Source organism: Flavobacterium hydrocarbonoxydans (assembly GCF_009789235.1).
Lineage (GTDB): Bacteria > Bacteroidota > Bacteroidia > Flavobacteriales > Flavobacteriaceae > Flavobacterium > Flavobacterium hydrocarbonoxydans.
The window spans coordinates 122,336-138,987 of record NZ_WSTB01000004.1 but is presented as its reverse complement, the minus strand read 5'-3'; the positions used below and the strand labels follow the sequence as shown (position 1 = coordinate 138,987).

Here is a 16,652-nt window from a genome sequence, read left to right as displayed (position 1 = left end):
ATTGAAAGATAAAAACTTATATATCATAGCAGGTTGTAACGGAGCTGGAAAGACAACAGCTTCCTATACAATCTTACCTGAAATTTTAGATTGTAAAGAGTTTGTAAATGCTGATGAAATTGCTAAGGGGCTATCTCCTTTTCAACCTGAAAAAGTTAGTTTTGAAGCTGGCAGAATAATGCTCCATCGCATTGATGAATTATTAGAAAAGCAGGCCGATTTTGCTTTTGAAACAACTCTTTCAGCAAAGAGTTATATTTCGATTGTAAAAAAGGCTCAAAATCAAGGATACTTTGTAACATTAGTTTTCTTTTGGCTAAATTCTATCGAGCTTGCAAAACAGAGGGTCCTTGTTAGGGTTAGCGAAGGAGGACATAATATTCCTGAAGATATTATTGAACGACGATATCATAGAGGAATTAAAAACCTTTTCGAAATTTATTTAGATAAATGCAATAATGTAATGTTATTTGATAATTCTAATAAATTACCAGTTCTTATACTGGAAAAGGAACTTAATGAAGAAGCTATAATTTTAGATGAAATTTTATTTAAGAAAATAAATAATTTAAGAAATGACAAAAGATAAAATCAAAGAGTTGCAACATAAGATAGTAGAAGGTCTTAAGGTTTCATCAAAAAAAATGATTGAAAACAAAAAGAAAATTAACGGAAAAATTGTGGTCTATGCTGATGGAAAAATTCAGACCATAAACGCTGTTGATATTAAAGATTAATTCGTTTTTAAAATTGAAAAAATTGCTTAAAAAACTCGTTTTACTTTCTTTCATTGTATTAATTTTAATTATTGCGGTAAATTCACATGTAAAGTCAGCTACCAAAAGAGATATTCATTATTCGTTAAGGAAATTTCCGAAAAATGATGTCGGAATTATTTTTGGTGCCGGAATCAACGGAGACCAACCCAGCAAATATCTAAAAGACAGACTTGATGCCGGAATCTTTTTATACAAAGCGAAACGAATTAATAAAATTTTACTGTCTGGAGATAACGGCCGTGAAGGATATGATGAATTAACGGTAATGAAAAATTATTGTTTCAAACATGGCGTTGACACTACTAAAATCTTTATCGATTACGCAGGTTTCGATACCTATTCGACTATGTATCGCGCCAAACATATTTTTAAAATCAAAAAAGCCACTTTAATATCTCAAAAATATCACTTAAACCGAGCAATTTACATCGGACAAGAACTCGGAATAAAATCAGCAGGTTACTCTGCTAATAAAGGAAAATATCGAGGTTATAAATATGTCTGTTTTAGAGAATATCTTTCGACTTTCAAATCTTTTTTTGATGTCTTGAGAAATCGTGAACCTCACTTTTTAGGTAATGAAATTGATATTAATGGTGTTTCAAATTATTCAAAAGAAGACAAGCGATAAAGAAAAATCCGAAGTACAAACGACTTCGGATTTTTTTGTTTAAAACTAAATGTAATACAAAAAGTCAATTTCAGAATGATTTATTTAAAAATAATAAGACACTTTATTTATGATCGCGAACAAACTCCTTAAACTGTTCAAGTTTAAGTGCTTTTGTTTCTTCAATACGATTGCTTTTAGCAGTATTCTGTTTGCTTAGTAATTTAGGTTTATTGATCATCAGATAAGATTCGAAAACATGACTTAAATACAAAGGCGATTTACCGTTTCCTCGTTTCGTATCAAAATTATGAGACTGATGACAGGTAAAACAATTTACCAGATTACCTGCATTAATATCGTGTATGCTATCACTAAACGTTTGTGTGTAGGTTTCCATGGTAATGTTCGCCAAATTAGAAGAACCTCTTGCCAAAGAATCCGGTAAGACACTAGAAATTTTACTTTTTACAATGGTCTTTGCCTGTTGTTCAGAAGATAATCCATCCGTATTTAGCCAGATAGAACCGTTATAAAAATAGTTTTTGAAAACATCTTTTAATTTTCCTGCTACACATTTATTGATATTGTCAATATTATCAAAATTCAAAGGCTCAGATTGGCTGGTAGTCATAAAGGCACCAGAGCCGGAAACCTTTGGAACTCCATACTCAAAAAGAACAAATGCCTGATTTGGAAGAATTGGTTTATGCGTGAGGGTATCCCATGTAATACCACCCAACTCGGTTGTTTTTCCTTTTCCGTAAAACAACGTTTCAGTTGCCGAATTGGCATTATTGTTTTTCCAATCATAAACTGGAGCCATATCTTTATGCTCAAAAGTCGCCCAGATAAATTCAGGATGGTTTTTGACCACACCTACCACGTGCATTCCTAATAACGCCATCGTTTTTATGGCATACTGTCCGCTATTATTTTTCACAGCAGCTTTGGTTGTAAAATAATCTGCACGTTTCTCTTTTGCAATAGCATTAATATTAATCCATGAAACTTTTAATTCGAATGCACCAACAGGGAAAGTTTCTAAATTAGAATACGGTGTTCTTCCGCTATTAATCATAGAAGCAGCCAAAACAGCTTTATCCATAAAAGCATTGTTAATGTGAATGGAATAAAATACGGTATCACCAACAGTCTGGCCCGCATTTACTTTTGGATTTGAAATCAAAACACCAGCAGGACCAGCCTGGTTGTAGGAACTTAAAACCAACTTTAAGCCTAATTGCGGACTTACACTTTCCATCTCCGGACTCACTAGATTAAGAGAGTCTAAAAACAGCGGATTACCACTTGGCAACGGTTTGGTCAGCCACAAAAACTTCTGCCATGACCATTGATGAAAAATACAGTTAGTTGTGCTTGTGGTGTCAAACGGGCTTCCGTCACCTTCAGCCGGCGGTGGAGTCTGGTCATGAGGAAACCAGCTTTCTTCGCAATCGCAAGATTCAGAAGATACACTTGTGTATGAATTTAATGCGTTATTTCTATTAAAAAGAAAAAACCACAAAGCCACAGCAATTACCACAAGAAGTAGCAAGCTAATAATAGTATATTTTTTTTTCATTATTTCTAAGTTTATTAATTATTACGGAAAAACGTTTTTTAAGTGGGTTCTGCTCCTATTTGATTCGTTACTTGTATCATTACAGCTGTCTTAAAAACATCCTAAACAATACATTTTAGGTTATAATTCAAGTTCAAATCTATATCTAATAAACAGCCTTCATTAATAAAATGTTACAGGATTGACTTTATTGGGTATAAATCAGATAAAGCATTGACACAAAATAATCCTACAAGTATAAATACCTGATTTAAAGGTTTTTCTCGATTTAAATTAAATTATATCAAACAAACTTTCATTTATTTTTGAAAGTTTAAAAACTTTTACTTACATTTGTTTCATCAAAAGAAAAGAACGCTGAAAATGGAATTCAAAGAAGCAAAAAATAAGTTCGTACAAACCTGGGGAGCATTAGGTTCTCAATGGGGAATTAATAAAACCATGGCGCAAATTCATGCTTTATTGATGGTTTCGAACGAAGCTGTTTCTATGGAAGACATTATGGACGAATTGCAAATTTCGCGCGGAAATGCAAGTATGAATCTAAGAGCTTTAATGGATTGGGGAATTGTTTATAAAGAATACAAAGCCGGAGAAAGAAGAGAGTTTTTTACTGCCGAAAAAGATTTAGATGAATTAGCCGTAAAAATCGCCAGAGAAAGAAGCAAAAGAGAAATCAAACCAGCGCTTAAAATCTTAAAAGAAGTTTCCTCGATTGATTCGAAAGATTCGGCTGAAGAAAAACACTTTGTTGAGCAAACCTCCAAATTATATGATTTTGTTTTAAAAGCAGATAATATGTTAGACAAAATGACGGAATTCAACGAAAACTGGTTAGGACGTCTGGTTCTGAAAATCATGAAATAAAACTTCAAACTAAAAAAATTTAATTAAAACTTTCATTATTTTCTGAAAGTTTAAAACAAATAATAACTATGAAAACTATAAAAAACATTAACACATTTGCAGTCGGACTTCCGTTTTTGATTCTTTTAACTTATCCTATAGCAAAAGAAAGTGCTTACTTTTTCGCTTTATTTTCAACAATGGCAACGGGCTTTATACAAGTACTATTGGCAATAAAACTAATAGTTAGAGAACCAAGTAATAGAAATCTTCAAATTTATTTTGCGGGAGTAATTTTCTTTTTCTGCTTATGGTTCATCAATTCTCAAATCTATTATAATGATACTATAGATTACATACTATTTGGGATTCCACCAGTTTTAGCCATTTATCTATCAATACTAATCTATAAAAAGCTATAATCATGAACACACCAATACCAAACTGGATCATTATCCTTAGCGGGATAGGCCAGATATTTACTGCCCTTATCTACCCGTACATTCGACACAATGTATTTGATTGGTACAATGATGTAAAACAGCTTAAACCCTTAAATCAGGAAATTGCAAAAACGTATGGCAGATATATTCAGGGATTGAATTTTTGTTTTGGATTAATTGCAATTCTTTTTACAACCGAACTAAAAGAACAATCTGCTTTAGCGGTCGCACTCACCGGATTGATTGCCTTGTATTGGGTTGGAAAAGTTGCCACTCAAATTGCCTATTACCCGATGTATCAGATTCCGCAAAGATTAATTTTTAAAATTGGAAGTTACTTTATGAATACACTTTTTGTATTGTTTGCCACCGTAAATACAGCGTTGTTTCTTTATAATTTAATTGGCCATTATAAACTTCTTTAATCATGAATCTCAACATCGTAGGATATTTTATTTATCTCAGCATTACGGTTTTCATTATTCTGAAAGTTGGAAAAATCTGTTACAAAAACGGAAACATTTATGTAGCAGAATTGATTCCGAATCACGCAGACATCTGTCAAAAAATCAATCAGGTTTTGCTTTTGGGCTATTATCTTTTAAACATTGGGTATTGCGCCATGACTTTGATTTCCTGGAATAAAATCCTTTCAGCAACGCAATTGATTGAAACCATCGGGACAAAAACAGCGATTATTATTTTTATCATTTCAATATTGCATTACCTCAATATTATTATTCTAACCAAGTACATTCAAAAATTAATTAAATAACTCCTTAAATTAAATATCATGGAAACTACAAAAATCTTAATCGGTTACAGCATCTATTTACCAATAGCTTTGTTTCTTACTTACTATGTTTCTAAAACGCTTTTCAAAAACGGAAAAATCTTTATGTTAGACATTTTCAAAGGTCGCGAAGATATTGCCGAAGCGACAAACAGACTTTTCGAAACAGGATTTTATCTCTTGAATATTGGTTTTGCTTTGATGATTCTGGAAATGAATATTTACAAAGACGATTATCAAAGTTTGATTGAAGCTTTGAGTTACAAAATTGGTGGATTTGCTATTTATTTAGGAATTATGCTTTTCTTTAATTTGTATTTTTTCTTTAGAGGAAAAAGAAAAGCCAAAGAAGCACAAATTGAAGAAAGATTGGTTTTTAAAGCATAATTATTTACATTCTAAACCCGACAGGTTTTAAAAACCAGTCGGGTTTCGTCAACAGAAATAAACAGATCATGAAAAAACTCGTAATAGCTGCAGGAACAGGATTTTTAGGGCAAGTTTTGATGAATCACTTCAAAGATAAATTTGAAGAAATCGTGATTCTAACCCGAGGAAAATCAAAAACGATTGACGGAATTAAATATGTAAACTGGAACGCCAAAACTCTTTCCGGCTGGGAAAACGAATTGGAGAACGCAACCGTTTTAATCAATCTGGCAGGAAAATCTGTTGATTGCCGCTATACGAAAGAAAACAAAAAAGAAATTTTATTGTCCAGAATCGAAAGCACAAAGGTGTTAAACAAAGCGGTTGTAACTTGCAAAAATCCTCCGAAACATTGGCTGAATTCTTCCACTTCTACTATTTACAGATTTTCTTTGGATAAACAGATGGATGAAGTTGATGGCGAAATCGGGAATGACTTTTCAATAAATGTGGCGCTTTCCTGGGAAAAAGCATTTTTTAAAACCGAAACGCCAAAGACAATGAAAACGGCGTTACGGACTTCAATTGTATTAGGCAAAAACGGCGGCGCTTTTATTCCGTTAAAGACTTTGGCAAAAATTGGTTTTGGCGGAAAACAGGGAAAAGGAAATCAATTTGTCAGCTGGATTCACGAAGAAGATTTTGCCCAAGCAATAGATTTTGTTATCGAAAAAGAACTTACCGGAAAAATAAATATTGTTTCTCCGCAGCCAATTCCAAATCAGGATTTCATGAAAAAACTTCGAAAAGCTGTTGGTTTTCCTTTCGGGATTCCTTTAAATGCTTTGCTGCTTAAAATTGGTTCTTTCATCATTCGGACTGAACCAGAATTGGTTTTAAAAAGCAGAAATGTGATTCCGAAACGACTTTTGGATAATGGATTTGAATTTAAGTATGGGGATATTGATGAGGCATTTGAAAATTTGCTGTGATAAGCTTTCTTAATCATTATTCCTCCAATATTATCAGAAATGACACAAAAAAAAGGCTTTCTGAAAAGAATCAGAAAGCCTTTTTTATTTGTGTAAATCTGTGTACGCTGTGTTTGTTTTAATTCAAACTAAAATTATAAGTAATAGTTCCAGTTTGTTTGGTTGGAGCATTGCTGTCTGCATCCCATTTAGTATTCATAGCGGCCATTTTAGCCTGTTCTCTTAAACATTTAGCAGTAATTGTAGTTCCTTTTACTCCAGAAACAGCACTAATAGTATTGCCGTTTTTATCAACGGTAATTTGCACAACTACTGTACCTGTTTCATTGCTGCATTCACTATTTGGTTTTGGTTTAGACAATGCTTTTCGGCCGTTTAACGAATACCCTGAGCCTCCACCAGAACCGCCGCCGCTTCCGGCTCCGTAACCGCTTCCGGTACCAATACCATTCCCGGTACCGTTTCCGCCGCCAGTTCCACCTCCGGAACCACCCGTTCCGTAATAACCATTAGAGCCTAAGCTTCCGTTAGCTTTTCCTTTGTTTCCTGCCGTTTTATCATCGCCGTCACCTCCTTTGTTAGAACCTTTTAAAATACTCGATAAAGCATCATTGGTAGAATTCGAAACTTTTGGTTTTTGAGGTACCGGTTTTGCTTCCGGTTTTACAACAGGTGTATTTTTTTTAGATTTTTCTTTTACCGGAATTACTACGTCATTCACATCATCTGCGGTGTTTTCCTGAGTAATAATAGCCTCGTCTGGTGTTGCTTTTGCGGGAGTTTGTCTGGCTTCGTTTTTTACATCCAAAACCTCGCTTTTATAATTGTCCCCAGAACCTAAATCACTATCTCCAAAATTTACCGTTACGCCGCCACCGCCACCGCCTTCTGCAAGGGCAACGTTGTTTTCCGGATTATAAGGAGGCCAAAATCGTATAAAAAACAACAGCAGTAATACTAAAGCATAAATTGCTGTGGTGATTAATAAGGATTTCTTTTTGTCTGAAGAATCGGTTGAAGTCATTGTGATTCTGAATTTTTGTAATAGTATTTAATAAAAACGTTTAAAAGTACTAAAAATTGTTTAGAATCAAAGGTTGAGAAAGATTTTATAGACTGCGTTTTTTTGCACGCAGATTCCGCAGATTGGAGCAGATTTTATTGATCTCTGAAATATTAAAAACTGCATTTCGATTTCAGCTTCTAAAAAAAACAACCACAAATTCTCGTAAATTAATTTGTGCAAATTAGTGTAATTTGTGGTTAATGAACACTAACTATAACTTCGCAGGTTTTCAGTTTGCTAAATTTAAACTATTAACTTTTGTCAATAATGGTTTGTCTCTTTCCATATTTAGATATAATTAATTAGAAAAAATCTGCCAGATCTGCTTTTATCTGTTTTAAATCTGCGTGAAATTCTTTTGCCAATAACATCAAAAAAAAAACGAACCAAATATAGTATTTGATTCGTTTTATATTCAAGGGGGAAAAAGGGATTATACTAATTGTTTCAGTGCAATTTCAAAAGCTGTTGCGCTGATATTTGTTTTGGATGGATTCAAAGCATGTGCTTTTACAATCGCATTTTTTATAATTTCTGAAGTATCATTAAAGATTGCCTCGTCCGTCATTTGCACTTTTTTCTCCATGAAATAAGCAAAAACTCTTGCCATTCCGCAGTTTGAAATAAAGTCAGGAATCAAACTTACTTTATGATCTACTTCTTCCATAATCGAACCAAAGAAAATTTCTTTGTCGGCAAAAGGAACATTCGCTCCACAGGAAATAACTTCCAGTCCGTTGGCAATCAAACTATCAATTTGGGTTTGCTGTACTAGTCTTGAAGCAGCACATGGTGTGAAAATTTCAGCACCAATCGTCCAGATTTTAGCGTTGATTTCCTCAAACGGAATCATATTATCGGCAACTAATTTGTTACCGTCTTTGTTTAAAAACAACGTTCTGATTTCTTCAAAAGAAAAACCATCTTCCTTAATTAATCCACCATCGCGGTCAATAATTCCGATAACTTTAGCGCCCATTTCTGCCAGATAAAAAGCAGCAGCCGAACCTACGTTACCAAAACCCTGTACGATTGCTTTTTTGCCTTTGATGTCACCACCATAAGTTGCATAAAAATGGCGAACCGCTTCGGCAACTCCAAAACCGGTAATCATATCGGCAACGGTATATTTACGGGTTACATCTGGTGAGAATTTTGGGTTTTCAATAACCTTAATTACACCCTGACGTAATTGTCCTATTCTATTAATTTTATCAGCCTCAGTTGGTTTGAAGTGTCCGTTAAAAACACCTTCCTGGGGATGCCATACGCCACATTCTTCCGTCATCGGGATTACTTCGTGAATTTCATCTACATTCAAATCTCCACCAGTTCCGTAATAACTTTTCAGTAAAGGTGAAACGGCTTTGTACCAACGTTGCAAAACACCTTTTTTACGAGGATCGTTCGGGTCAAAATTAATTCCAGATTTTGCACCACCAATGGCTGGGCCAGAAACCGAAAATTTCACTTCCATTGTTTTGGCTAAGGATAGAACTTCGTTCATATCTAAGCCTTTTCTCATTCTGGTACCTCCACCAGCGGCTCCTCCACGAAGGGAGTTAATCACCGTCCATCCTTCAGCTTCTGTTTCAGAATCTTTCCAGTTAAAAACAATTTCAGGTGCTTTATTTTCAAATTGCTGTAATAAATCTTTCATTTTGTTGAGATATGTTTATTTTCAGCAAATATATACATTAGATTAATGCGAATACTTTATTGATATAGAAAAAATTTGAGGATAAGTCTAATTACTCGTATTTTCCTAAAAGTTCTTGTTTTAAATCTTTATCTACCGGATTTTCAGAAAGCCAGATTCCAAAAAATGCTTTTTTAAATTCAAAACCTTCAATTTTTCCTTCGTAATTATCATTTTTATAAATCCATAAAGAATGATCAAAAGGATTGTAAATAAGGTTGAAACAGTCTCCTGATTTTGTAGCTTCTTTGCTTAAAAGAGTTTCCAGTTCGGCAACTTCTTTGGCTAATTTTAGCATGACTTGTTCTCCAACAGAACGCTCCATTCCTTTTTCTAATGCTTTAGATAATTTTTTTGAGGTAACTAATGAAGAGGTAACCTGAATTCTGATAGCCATTTCGATATCACTTTCCATGATAAGTTTTGCGTCTTGTGTAAGTACAGAAAGGTATAATGCCTGTACATATAATTCAGTAAACATTTTAGAACGTTGTCCTACACCATTTAAAGTCAAACTTTTTCCTTTAAAATCTAAAGTTCTTGGAACTTTAACACCATTTATTTCTAAACTCTTTTGAGCGTTAACTGTCGAAAATTGTACGCTTAGGATTAACGTAAGTAATAATAGAATTTTTTTCATTTTAGTGGTATTTGTTTTTTTTGGCAAAAATAGTTTAATTTCTAAATTTTAAGACGATAATTGTTAGGTTTTTTGCATCTGATTTTGAAATTAAAAAAACGTATTGATTTCAAAATCAAATTAGTAAGAGTTGTTTTACGTAGAATTACGTACTTTAAGGTTGCGCTCGCTTTTTTGAACTGAAAATAGTCCAAATCATTTCAAATTATCCATTTTATTCTACATTTTTATTCTTAAATTTTAAGCAAATGTTTGTCAATTTGATGCGAAGTGGTTCAAAAATCAATATTTTCACGAAAACGTTATAGTATTTGTTGCTGATCTATTAAAATTGTATGCACGCATTGTTAATTTGGGTTTTAAAAATTATCTTTGGGAGCCTTTTTTTAGTAAAAAAGAGCTTATTCCATATTATTAAACAAAACCAAATCCCAATATTTTTAGAATTTGGGTGCAAAAAACAATAAAAAAGTTAAAGACTATGAATTTTAATCTAACCGAAGAACATTTAATGATTCAGCAGGCAGCAAGAGATTTTGCTCAAAACGAATTATTGGAAGGTGTGATAGAACGCGATGAAAAGCAAATTTTCCCTGCGGAACAAATAAAAAAAATGGGACAATTGGGTTTCATGGGAATGATGGTTGATCCAAAATATGGAGGAAGCGGTTTAGATACGATTTCTTATGTTATCGCTATGGAAGAAATTTCTAAAGTCGATGCTTCAGCTTCTGTAGTAATGTCGGTAAACAACTCTTTAGTATGCTGGGGATTACAGGAATTTGGAACTGAAGAACAAAAACAAAAATATTTACCGGGTCTGGCTTCGGGTGAAATTCACGGTGCTTTTTGTTTAAGTGAACCAGAAGCAGGAAGCGATGCCACCTCGCAAAAAACAACAGCGATTGACATGGGCGACCACTATTTGGTAAACGGTACAAAAAACTGGATTACGAATGGTAACACAGCATCTGTATATTTGGTAATTGCGCAAACCCATGCTGAAAAAAAACACAAAGGAATCAATGCGTTGATTATGACCAAAGATATGCCTGGTTTTTCTATTGGGCCAAAAGAACAAAAAATGGGTATTCGCGGTTCTGATACGCACTCTTTAATGTTTAGTGATGTAAAAGTTCCTAAAGAAAACAGAATCGGAGAAGACGGTTTCGGATTTAAATTTGCCATGAAAACACTTGCCGGCGGCCGTATTGGTATTGCTTCTCAGGCTTTAGGAATTGCTTCCGGTGCTTACGAATTGGCTCTTAAATATTCAAAAGAACGTAAAGCCTTCGGAACTGAAATTTGTAATCATCAGGCTATTGCTTTTAAATTAGCTGATATGGCGGTAAATATCGAGGCCGCACGTCATCTTTGCATGAAGGCTGCCTGGGACAAAGACCAGCACAATAATTATGATGTAAGTGGCGCAATGGCAAAATTATTTGCTTCGCAAGTGGCCATGGATACTGCTGTTGAGGCTGTTCAGATACACGGAGGAAATGGGTATGTAAAAGAATATCACGTAGAACGTTTTATGCGTGATGCCAAAATTACCCAGATTTACGAAGGAACTTCAGAAATTCAAAAAATCGTAATTTCGAGATCGGTTATTGCAGGATAATGTTCCTTAAAACATATAAAAAATAGATAAAACCCTTTCTGGCTAACGGCTTGAAAGGGTTTTGTTTTTGGGTTAAAATAGTTACTTTTACAAAAAGGTTTTTTTATGTATGAAGATTTAAAATATTGGTATTTAAGAGATCATAAATTGTTTAGAGTATTGAGCTATTCGCAAATCAAACAATTATGCATAATTACAGGTTTTAAAACAGCTACAAAAGGAGAAATCATTTACTTTTCGTCATCAGATGTGCCCCGTATTTTTTTACTCAAAAAAGGAAATATTAAAATTGTTGCGGTAGATGAAGACGGCAACGAAACCATAAAAGACATTATCCAGAAAGGCGATTTGTTTGGCGAACTGACTCTGGAAACCGATGACAAAGTTGAAGAATACGCAAAAGTACTATCCGATGATGTGTCTATCTGTAGTTTTCTAATGTCGGATTTTGAAGATTTATTGCTTAAAAATCCAACTTTGGCAATTTCTTATACCAAATTTGTGGGACTGAAAATGAAAAGAATTAAAAACAGCTATGCTAATTTAATTTCTAAAGATGCCAAAACAAGACTGAGTCAGTTTTTAAAAGACTGGGCCGAAAATGAAGGGGTACGTGAGGGCAATTCGGTTAGGATTGAAAATTATTTAACCCAAAACGATATCGCTCAGATTATCTGTACTTCCAGACAAACCGCCACACAATTGCTAAACGAACTGGAAGACAATCAGGTTTTGATTTACAACCGAAAAGAAATTCTAATTCAGGATATTACCCAATTATGATTATTTAGGCTGAAGTGTAAATTAGCCGACATTTAGTTTTTTGATCCTAAAGTAGTTTTGTATTGTTAAAAATATAAAACTATGAAAAAATTAATTTGTATTGTTTTAGTAACAATAACCTCGATTGCAAATGCGCAAAGCATACTACCCCAATCTGCAACCGATATTGCTCCTTTATTAATAGGAGAAAAAGTTCCAAATACCGTATTAAAATCATCTGACAATTCAGATGTAAAAATTGTAGATGAAATAAAAAAGAAGAAAACAGTTTTGGTTTTTTACCGTGGCGGCTGGTGCCCGTATTGTAATCAGCATTTAGCAGCTTTGGCTGAAGCCGAACAGCAAATTCTGGATTTAGGTTATCAAATTATTGCCATTAGCCCGGATAGTCCTGAAAATCTAAAAATTACCGAAGAAAAAGATAAAGTAAAATATACCTTATTATCGGATAGTAAAGGGGAACTGGCAAAAGCTTTCGGAATTGTTTTTGAAGCTCCGGAAAACTATAAACCAATAATTAACGTACATTCTAAAGGAGAGAATAAAACTTTTTTACCTGTTCCTTCGGTTTTTGTTTTGAATAAGGAAAGTGAAATCGAATTTGAATTCATAACACCGGATTTCAAGCACAGAATTACAAACGATTTATTGATTGCAGTTTTAAAAACTTTAAAATAACAAATAATGAAAAAGATAGTATTATTGCTGCTGTTATCCGTTTCGTTTGCTGGATTTTCCCAAACCGATGCTAAACGTATTAGTCAGTATAATTTAGAAAACAAAGTGGCTATTCAGGGTTACGATCCTGTGGCTTACTTTAAACAGGGAAAATCAATAAAAGGCAAAAAAGAAATTTCTGCCTCGCATCAGGGCGTGATTTATAATTTTTCTTCAGATACCAATAAAGCAGAATTCCTCAAAAATCCATCAAAATATGAGCCTCAATACGGCGGCTGGTGCGCTTATGCTTTAGGAAGTTCTGGCGAAAAAGTAGAAATCAATCCGGAAACTTTCAAAATCATTGATGGAAAATTGTATTTGTTTTACAATGCTTATTTCAATAATACGCTGAAAAGCTGGAACAAAAATGAGGCAGGCCTAAAATCGAAAGCCGACAGTAATTGGAAAAAAATCTATAATTAAATTTAAAGATGAAAAAAGTACAATTACAATGGGCTTTACGATTGCTTTCAGCCATTATTTTATTGCAAACGCTTTATTTTAAATTTAGCGGAGCTCCGGAAAGTATTTATATTTTCTCCACTTTAGGAATTGAACCTTACGGAAGATTTGGTTCCGGAATTGCCGAATTGCTTGTTGCTGTTTTATTGCTAATTCCAAAAAAAACATGGTTGGGCGCACTTGGTGGAATCATAATTATGGCAGGAGCAATTTTATCGCATATATTTGTTTTAGGAATTGAGGTTCAAAATGATAGCGGTTTTTTATTTGGATTGGCTGTTGTAGTAATGTTGTCTTGTTTAGTATTGCTTTATTGGGATAAAGAAAAAATTTCGAATGTTTTTAAAACAAAATAATATGTTAGTAAAATCGATACATCGCAGTTTAGACGAATTAATGGATTTGTTAATTCAATTGTCGGATGAAGAATATTCTAATTCGTGTAAAGCACTCAGTAACGCCAGCATTGGGGAGCATACCAGACATATTTTAGAAATGTTTCAATGTCTGGAAAAAAGTTATCCTTTTGGTATTCTGAATTACGACAATAGAGAACGCAATAAGCGTATTCAGACTGATACTGTTTTTGCATCTCAATGTATCCTGGAAGTAAAAAAAGGTTTGAAAGCCGAAAATAAAACCATTTATTTAGAACAGATAATTGATGGATTAGCCATACGGATTCAGAGTAATTACTTTAGGGAATTATTGTATAATCTGGAACACTGCATTCATCATCAGGCCTTGATAAAAGTGGCTGTTTTGCAATGCGAAAATGTGTTAATCGATGAGAATTTTGGAGTAGCCCGATCTACCATAGAATATAGAAAACAATGTGCACAGTAAGTTTTATAAATAATAAAAAACAAATTATCATCACCTCTAACCGGGATGAAGCAACAATTCGACCAAGTGCTCTTCCGCCTAAAAATTACAGTAAAAACGGAAAGAACATTATTTTTCCAAAAGATGAAAAAGCCGGAGGAACCTGGTTTGTTGTAGATACAGTAGGGACAATTCTGGTTCTGCTTAACGGTGGTTTAGAAAAACATACAGTAGAATTGCCTTATCGAAAAAGCAGAGGATTGATTGTTCTGGATATGATTAGTCAGGAATCGCCAAAGGATTTTTGGAAAGAAATAGATCTGGATAACATCGAGCCTTTTACATTGGTTTTATATCAAAACAAAAAGCTCTATGAATTAATTTGGGATGGAATTGTAAAAAGGGATCGTGCACTTGATGTAGCAAAAAATCATATTTGGTCCTCTGTTACTTTATATCCTGAGGCAATTCGAAAAGAGCGAATTTATTGGTTTGACCATTTTTTAACAAAGAAAAAAAAGCCAGCTCCAACTGATATGATTCGATTTCATAGATATACCGAGGTAGAAAATGACGAAAACGGCATGATTATCAATCGCAATGACCTATTAAAAACACTAAGTATTACACAAGCTGTTATCGAAAAAAATAAAGGAGTTATCGAATATCATGATTTGCAGACCCAAAAAGATTTTCAAACATCATTTATAAGTATTTAAACGAAAAAAAAATGAAACTTTTTATACATAAAATAACCAATTGGGAATACTGGCCTTTTCAGGTTTTGTATTTTCCTATTTATTTTCTTTGGGCTTTTTATGCTTTCAAAGCAAAATCTATTTTTTTCTTTAATGCTTCGAATCCCAGAATTAAAAATGGTGGATTTATGATGGAAAGCAAAAAAGCGATTTATGATTTATTGCCTAAAAAATATTATCCTAAAACGGTTTTGATTCGTGAAAATACCGATTTGAATAAAATGGTTAATTCGCTTGTCGAAAAAGGAATTTATTTTCCTTTGATAGCGAAACCGGATATTGGTCTGCGCGGTTCAGGAGTAAAAAAAATCAGAACGGTAACCGAACTTAAAAACTATGCAGAAAAAGCAAATTTCGATTTTTTATTGCAGGATTTAATTCCGTTCAAAAACGAAGTAGGTGTTTTTTATGTGCGTCACCCACACGAAAAACAAGGCAAAATTACCGGAATTGTCGCTAAGGAATTTTTAATTGTTACCGGCAACGGTACTTCGTCTATCGAGGATTTAATCATGAAGACTCCAAGATTTATGCTGCAAATGAGCGCTTTGCAAGAAGAATATGGCGATCAGTTAAAACGTGTTTTGTCTAAAAATGAAACCATGAATCTGGTTCCTTTCGGGAATCATGCCAGAGGTGCCAAGTTTCTGGATGCGAGCCATCTGATTTCTGATAAATTAACGCAGGTGATTAACGATATTTCCACGCAGGTACCGGAATTTTATTTTGGAAGATTCGATATTATGTACAATTCTATTGAAGAGTTAGAACGTGGAGAAAATTTTCAAATTGTAGAACTTAACGGAGCTGCCAGCGAACCTACCCATATTTACGATCCTAAACATTCCGTTTGGTTTGCCTGGAAAGAGTTAGCACGCCACATTACTTATATGTACGAAATAAGCGTTGCCAATCACAAACGCGGGTTTCCGTATCTGACACACAAAACAGGAATGCAGGAATATCGTTTACATGTGGCTCAAAACAATAAAATTTTGAATTTTTGAAAAGAATAAAAAACATATCAGTTGGTTTTCTGGTGAGTTTCATTGGGTCAATTCCGTTGGGCTATCTTAATTTGGTCGGATTGGAAATTTATTCCAAATCAGGATTCGATAATTTGGTGTTGTATCTTTTTGGAGTTGTTTTTGTCGAAAGCTTTGTGATTTATTTTACGTTATTGTTTGCAAAACAGTTAGTAGGCAACAAAAAACTAATGAAAATTATTGATGTTTTTGCTATTGTTTTTATGTTTCTTCTGGCGTATTTATTTTATTCGAATGCCAATCAAACAACAACTTCTAGTCTAAAATTCAATCAATATCTTATGTATTCTCCGTTTGTAATTGGCGTGATTTTGAATTGTTTTAACTTTTTGCAAGTTCCTTTCTGGACCAGTTGGAATTTATATCTCATTAACGGAAAGTATATTACTACCGAAAATAAATTAAAATATTATTATATTGCAGGCACTTTGATTGGTATTTTTTTAGGAATGTTGAGTCTGGTTGTGATTTTGCAGGTATTTTTTCAAAAAAATATGTCATTTTCGAAGTATATAATGCCTGTTTTTATTCCCTTATTTTTTATTATTCTAGGAAGTATTCAGGTGTTTAAAGTGTATAAAAAATATTTTAAATCAGTTGTTTAGAAAGTAA

The 16,652-nt window shown here is 33.6% G+C and carries 22 protein-coding genes; 18 read left to right on the top strand and 4 right to left on the bottom strand.

Going from position 1 to position 16,652, the window contains the following annotated elements:
• Nucleotide 1 precedes the first annotated feature (1 nt).
• The 3 genes from GON26_RS08465 to GON26_RS08455 are packed head-to-tail and all read left to right on the top strand — an operon-like array spanning nucleotide 2 to nucleotide 1,410.
• Nucleotides 2-589, top strand: coding sequence for a zeta toxin family protein (locus GON26_RS08465; RefSeq protein WP_160374401.1), 588 nt, complete (start codon nucleotides 2-4; stop codon nucleotides 587-589).
• Entirely contained in the window at nucleotides 576-737 is a 162-nt protein-coding gene (locus tag GON26_RS08460; protein WP_160374400.1) for a hypothetical protein, read from the top strand. The genes GON26_RS08465 and GON26_RS08460 overlap by 14 nt, the downstream gene beginning before the upstream one ends.
• A 22-nt stretch (nucleotides 738-759) precedes the next feature.
• Nucleotides 760-1,410 (top strand): SanA/YdcF family protein, encoded by a 651-nt coding sequence (locus GON26_RS08455; RefSeq protein WP_230407908.1) that lies wholly within the window; start codon nucleotides 760-762, stop codon nucleotides 1,408-1,410.
• A 103-nt stretch (nucleotides 1,411-1,513) separates the two neighbouring features.
• On the opposite strand, the gene GON26_RS08450 is transcribed toward GON26_RS08455, so the two are convergent.
• Nucleotides 1,514-2,974 (bottom strand): hypothetical protein, encoded by a 1,461-nt coding sequence (locus GON26_RS08450; RefSeq protein WP_160374398.1) that lies wholly within the window; start codon nucleotides 2,972-2,974, stop codon nucleotides 1,514-1,516.
• 363 nt (nucleotides 2,975-3,337) lie between these two features.
• On the opposite strand from GON26_RS08450, the gene GON26_RS08445 reads away from it, so the two are divergent.
• The 6 genes from GON26_RS08445 (at nucleotide 3,338) to GON26_RS08420 (ending at nucleotide 6,417) form a co-directional block, all read left to right on the top strand.
• Nucleotides 3,338-3,841: a GbsR/MarR family transcriptional regulator gene (locus tag GON26_RS08445; protein WP_160374397.1), complete on the top strand. Its 504-nt coding sequence runs from the start codon at nucleotides 3,338-3,340 to the stop codon at nucleotides 3,839-3,841.
• A gap of 68 nt (nucleotides 3,842-3,909) precedes the next feature.
• Nucleotides 3,910-4,242 (top strand): hypothetical protein, encoded by a 333-nt coding sequence (locus GON26_RS08440; RefSeq protein WP_160374396.1) that lies wholly within the window; start codon nucleotides 3,910-3,912, stop codon nucleotides 4,240-4,242.
• A 2-nt stretch (nucleotides 4,243-4,244) separates the two neighbouring features.
• Nucleotides 4,245-4,688: a hypothetical protein gene (locus GON26_RS08435; RefSeq protein ID WP_160374395.1), complete on the top strand. Its 444-nt coding sequence runs from the start codon at nucleotides 4,245-4,247 to the stop codon at nucleotides 4,686-4,688.
• 2 nt (nucleotides 4,689-4,690) lie between these two features.
• The gene (locus tag GON26_RS08430; RefSeq protein ID WP_160374394.1) at nucleotides 4,691-5,038 is read left to right on the top strand and encodes a hypothetical protein; all 348 of its coding nucleotides are present in this window, start codon (nucleotides 4,691-4,693) and stop codon (nucleotides 5,036-5,038) included.
• An 18-nt stretch (nucleotides 5,039-5,056) separates the two neighbouring features.
• Complete coding sequence (locus GON26_RS08425) at nucleotides 5,057-5,443, top strand: hypothetical protein (protein WP_160374393.1); 387 nt, start codon at nucleotides 5,057-5,059, stop codon at nucleotides 5,441-5,443.
• Between the two features lie 68 nt (nucleotides 5,444-5,511).
• A complete protein-coding gene (locus GON26_RS08420; protein WP_160374392.1) occupies nucleotides 5,512-6,417 on the top strand; it encodes a TIGR01777 family oxidoreductase in 906 nt (301 codons plus the stop codon).
• A gap of 118 nt (nucleotides 6,418-6,535) precedes the next feature.
• Here GON26_RS08420 and GON26_RS08415 read toward each other — a convergent pair whose 3' ends face one another.
• The 3 genes from GON26_RS08415 to GON26_RS08405 form a co-directional block, all read right to left on the bottom strand.
• A complete protein-coding gene (locus GON26_RS08415) occupies nucleotides 6,536-7,441 on the bottom strand; it encodes an energy transducer TonB (RefSeq protein WP_160374391.1) in 906 nt (301 codons plus the stop codon).
• A 475-nt stretch (nucleotides 7,442-7,916) separates the two neighbouring features.
• Nucleotides 7,917-9,143: a Glu/Leu/Phe/Val dehydrogenase dimerization domain-containing protein gene (locus GON26_RS08410; protein ID WP_160374390.1), complete on the bottom strand. Its 1,227-nt coding sequence runs from the start codon at nucleotides 9,141-9,143 to the stop codon at nucleotides 7,917-7,919.
• 91 nt (nucleotides 9,144-9,234) lie between these two features.
• Nucleotides 9,235-9,822 carry a chalcone isomerase family protein gene (locus GON26_RS08405; RefSeq protein ID WP_160374389.1) on the bottom strand — a complete coding sequence of 196 codons (588 nt, stop codon included), beginning with the start codon at nucleotides 9,820-9,822 and terminating at the stop codon, nucleotides 9,235-9,237.
• Nucleotides 9,823-10,303: 481 nt separating this feature from the next.
• On the opposite strand from GON26_RS08405, the gene GON26_RS08400 reads away from it, so the two are divergent.
• From GON26_RS08400 to GON26_RS08360, 9 genes are all read left to right on the top strand, one after another.
• Nucleotides 10,304-11,446, top strand: a complete 1,143-nt coding sequence (locus GON26_RS08400) for an acyl-CoA dehydrogenase family protein (RefSeq protein ID WP_160374388.1) — start codon at nucleotides 10,304-10,306, stop codon at nucleotides 11,444-11,446.
• A gap of 105 nt (nucleotides 11,447-11,551) precedes the next feature.
• Nucleotides 11,552-12,229, top strand: coding sequence for a Crp/Fnr family transcriptional regulator (locus tag GON26_RS08395; RefSeq protein ID WP_160374387.1), 678 nt, complete (start codon nucleotides 11,552-11,554; stop codon nucleotides 12,227-12,229).
• An 81-nt stretch (nucleotides 12,230-12,310) separates the two neighbouring features.
• A complete protein-coding gene (locus GON26_RS08390; protein ID WP_160374386.1) occupies nucleotides 12,311-12,907 on the top strand; it encodes a peroxiredoxin-like family protein in 597 nt (198 codons plus the stop codon).
• 6 nt (nucleotides 12,908-12,913) lie between these two features.
• Entirely contained in the window at nucleotides 12,914-13,372 is a 459-nt protein-coding gene (locus tag GON26_RS08385) for a YHS domain-containing (seleno)protein (RefSeq protein ID WP_160374385.1), read from the top strand.
• A gap of 8 nt (nucleotides 13,373-13,380) precedes the next feature.
• Nucleotides 13,381-13,767, top strand: coding sequence for a DoxX family membrane protein (locus tag GON26_RS08380; protein ID WP_160374384.1), 387 nt, complete (start codon nucleotides 13,381-13,383; stop codon nucleotides 13,765-13,767).
• Nucleotide 13,768: 1 nt separating this feature from the next.
• The gene (locus GON26_RS08375) at nucleotides 13,769-14,257 is read left to right on the top strand and encodes a DinB family protein (RefSeq protein ID WP_160374383.1); all 489 of its coding nucleotides are present in this window, start codon (nucleotides 13,769-13,771) and stop codon (nucleotides 14,255-14,257) included.
• Nucleotides 14,245-14,955: an NRDE family protein gene (locus GON26_RS08370; RefSeq protein WP_160374382.1), complete on the top strand. Its 711-nt coding sequence runs from the start codon at nucleotides 14,245-14,247 to the stop codon at nucleotides 14,953-14,955. The genes GON26_RS08375 and GON26_RS08370 overlap by 13 nt, the downstream gene beginning before the upstream one ends.
• Nucleotides 14,956-14,966: 11 nt before the next feature.
• Nucleotides 14,967-16,001, top strand: coding sequence for an ATP-grasp domain-containing protein (locus GON26_RS08365; RefSeq protein ID WP_160374381.1), 1,035 nt, complete (start codon nucleotides 14,967-14,969; stop codon nucleotides 15,999-16,001).
• A complete protein-coding gene (locus GON26_RS08360) occupies nucleotides 15,998-16,645 on the top strand; it encodes a hypothetical protein (RefSeq protein ID WP_160374380.1) in 648 nt (215 codons plus the stop codon). Before GON26_RS08365 ends, GON26_RS08360 begins: the two co-directional genes overlap by 4 nt.
• The last annotated feature ends 7 nt before the right edge of the window (nucleotides 16,646-16,652 follow it).

Excerpts from the sequence above, each read along its gene's own strand:
- GON26_RS08365 (WP_160374381.1), top strand. The coding sequence starts at position 14,967 with ATGAAACTTTTTATACATAAAATAACCAATTGGGAATACTGGCCTTTT.
- GON26_RS08370 (WP_160374382.1), top strand. The coding sequence starts at position 14,245 with ATGTGCACAGTAAGTTTTATAAATAATAAAAAACAAATTATCATCACC.
- GON26_RS08400 (WP_160374388.1), top strand. The coding sequence starts at position 10,304 with ATGAATTTTAATCTAACCGAAGAACATTTAATGATTCAGCAGGCAGCA.
- GON26_RS08380 (WP_160374384.1), top strand. The coding sequence starts at position 13,381 with ATGAAAAAAGTACAATTACAATGGGCTTTACGATTGCTTTCAGCCATT.
- GON26_RS08405 (WP_160374389.1), bottom strand. The coding sequence starts at position 9,822 with ATGAAAAAAATTCTATTATTACTTACGTTAATCCTAAGCGTACAATTT.
- GON26_RS08435 (WP_160374395.1), top strand. The coding sequence starts at position 4,245 with ATGAACACACCAATACCAAACTGGATCATTATCCTTAGCGGGATAGGC.
- GON26_RS08440 (WP_160374396.1), top strand. The coding sequence starts at position 3,910 with ATGAAAACTATAAAAAACATTAACACATTTGCAGTCGGACTTCCGTTT.
- GON26_RS08450 (WP_160374398.1), bottom strand. The coding sequence starts at position 2,974 with ATGAAAAAAAAATATACTATTATTAGCTTGCTACTTCTTGTGGTAATT.
- GON26_RS08385 (WP_160374385.1), top strand. The coding sequence starts at position 12,914 with ATGAAAAAGATAGTATTATTGCTGCTGTTATCCGTTTCGTTTGCTGGA.
- GON26_RS08425 (WP_160374393.1), top strand. The coding sequence starts at position 5,057 with ATGGAAACTACAAAAATCTTAATCGGTTACAGCATCTATTTACCAATA.
- GON26_RS08460 (WP_160374400.1), top strand. The coding sequence starts at position 576 with ATGACAAAAGATAAAATCAAAGAGTTGCAACATAAGATAGTAGAAGGT.
- GON26_RS08415 (WP_160374391.1), bottom strand. The coding sequence starts at position 7,441 with ATGACTTCAACCGATTCTTCAGACAAAAAGAAATCCTTATTAATCACC.
- GON26_RS08410 (WP_160374390.1), bottom strand. The coding sequence starts at position 9,143 with ATGAAAGATTTATTACAGCAATTTGAAAATAAAGCACCTGAAATTGTT.
- GON26_RS08420 (WP_160374392.1), top strand. The coding sequence starts at position 5,512 with ATGAAAAAACTCGTAATAGCTGCAGGAACAGGATTTTTAGGGCAAGTT.
- GON26_RS08395 (WP_160374387.1), top strand. The coding sequence starts at position 11,552 with ATGTATGAAGATTTAAAATATTGGTATTTAAGAGATCATAAATTGTTT.
- GON26_RS08375 (WP_160374383.1), top strand. The coding sequence starts at position 13,769 with ATGTTAGTAAAATCGATACATCGCAGTTTAGACGAATTAATGGATTTG.
- GON26_RS08390 (WP_160374386.1), top strand. The coding sequence starts at position 12,311 with ATGAAAAAATTAATTTGTATTGTTTTAGTAACAATAACCTCGATTGCA.
- GON26_RS08445 (WP_160374397.1), top strand. The coding sequence starts at position 3,338 with ATGGAATTCAAAGAAGCAAAAAATAAGTTCGTACAAACCTGGGGAGCA.
- GON26_RS08430 (WP_160374394.1), top strand. The coding sequence starts at position 4,691 with ATGAATCTCAACATCGTAGGATATTTTATTTATCTCAGCATTACGGTT.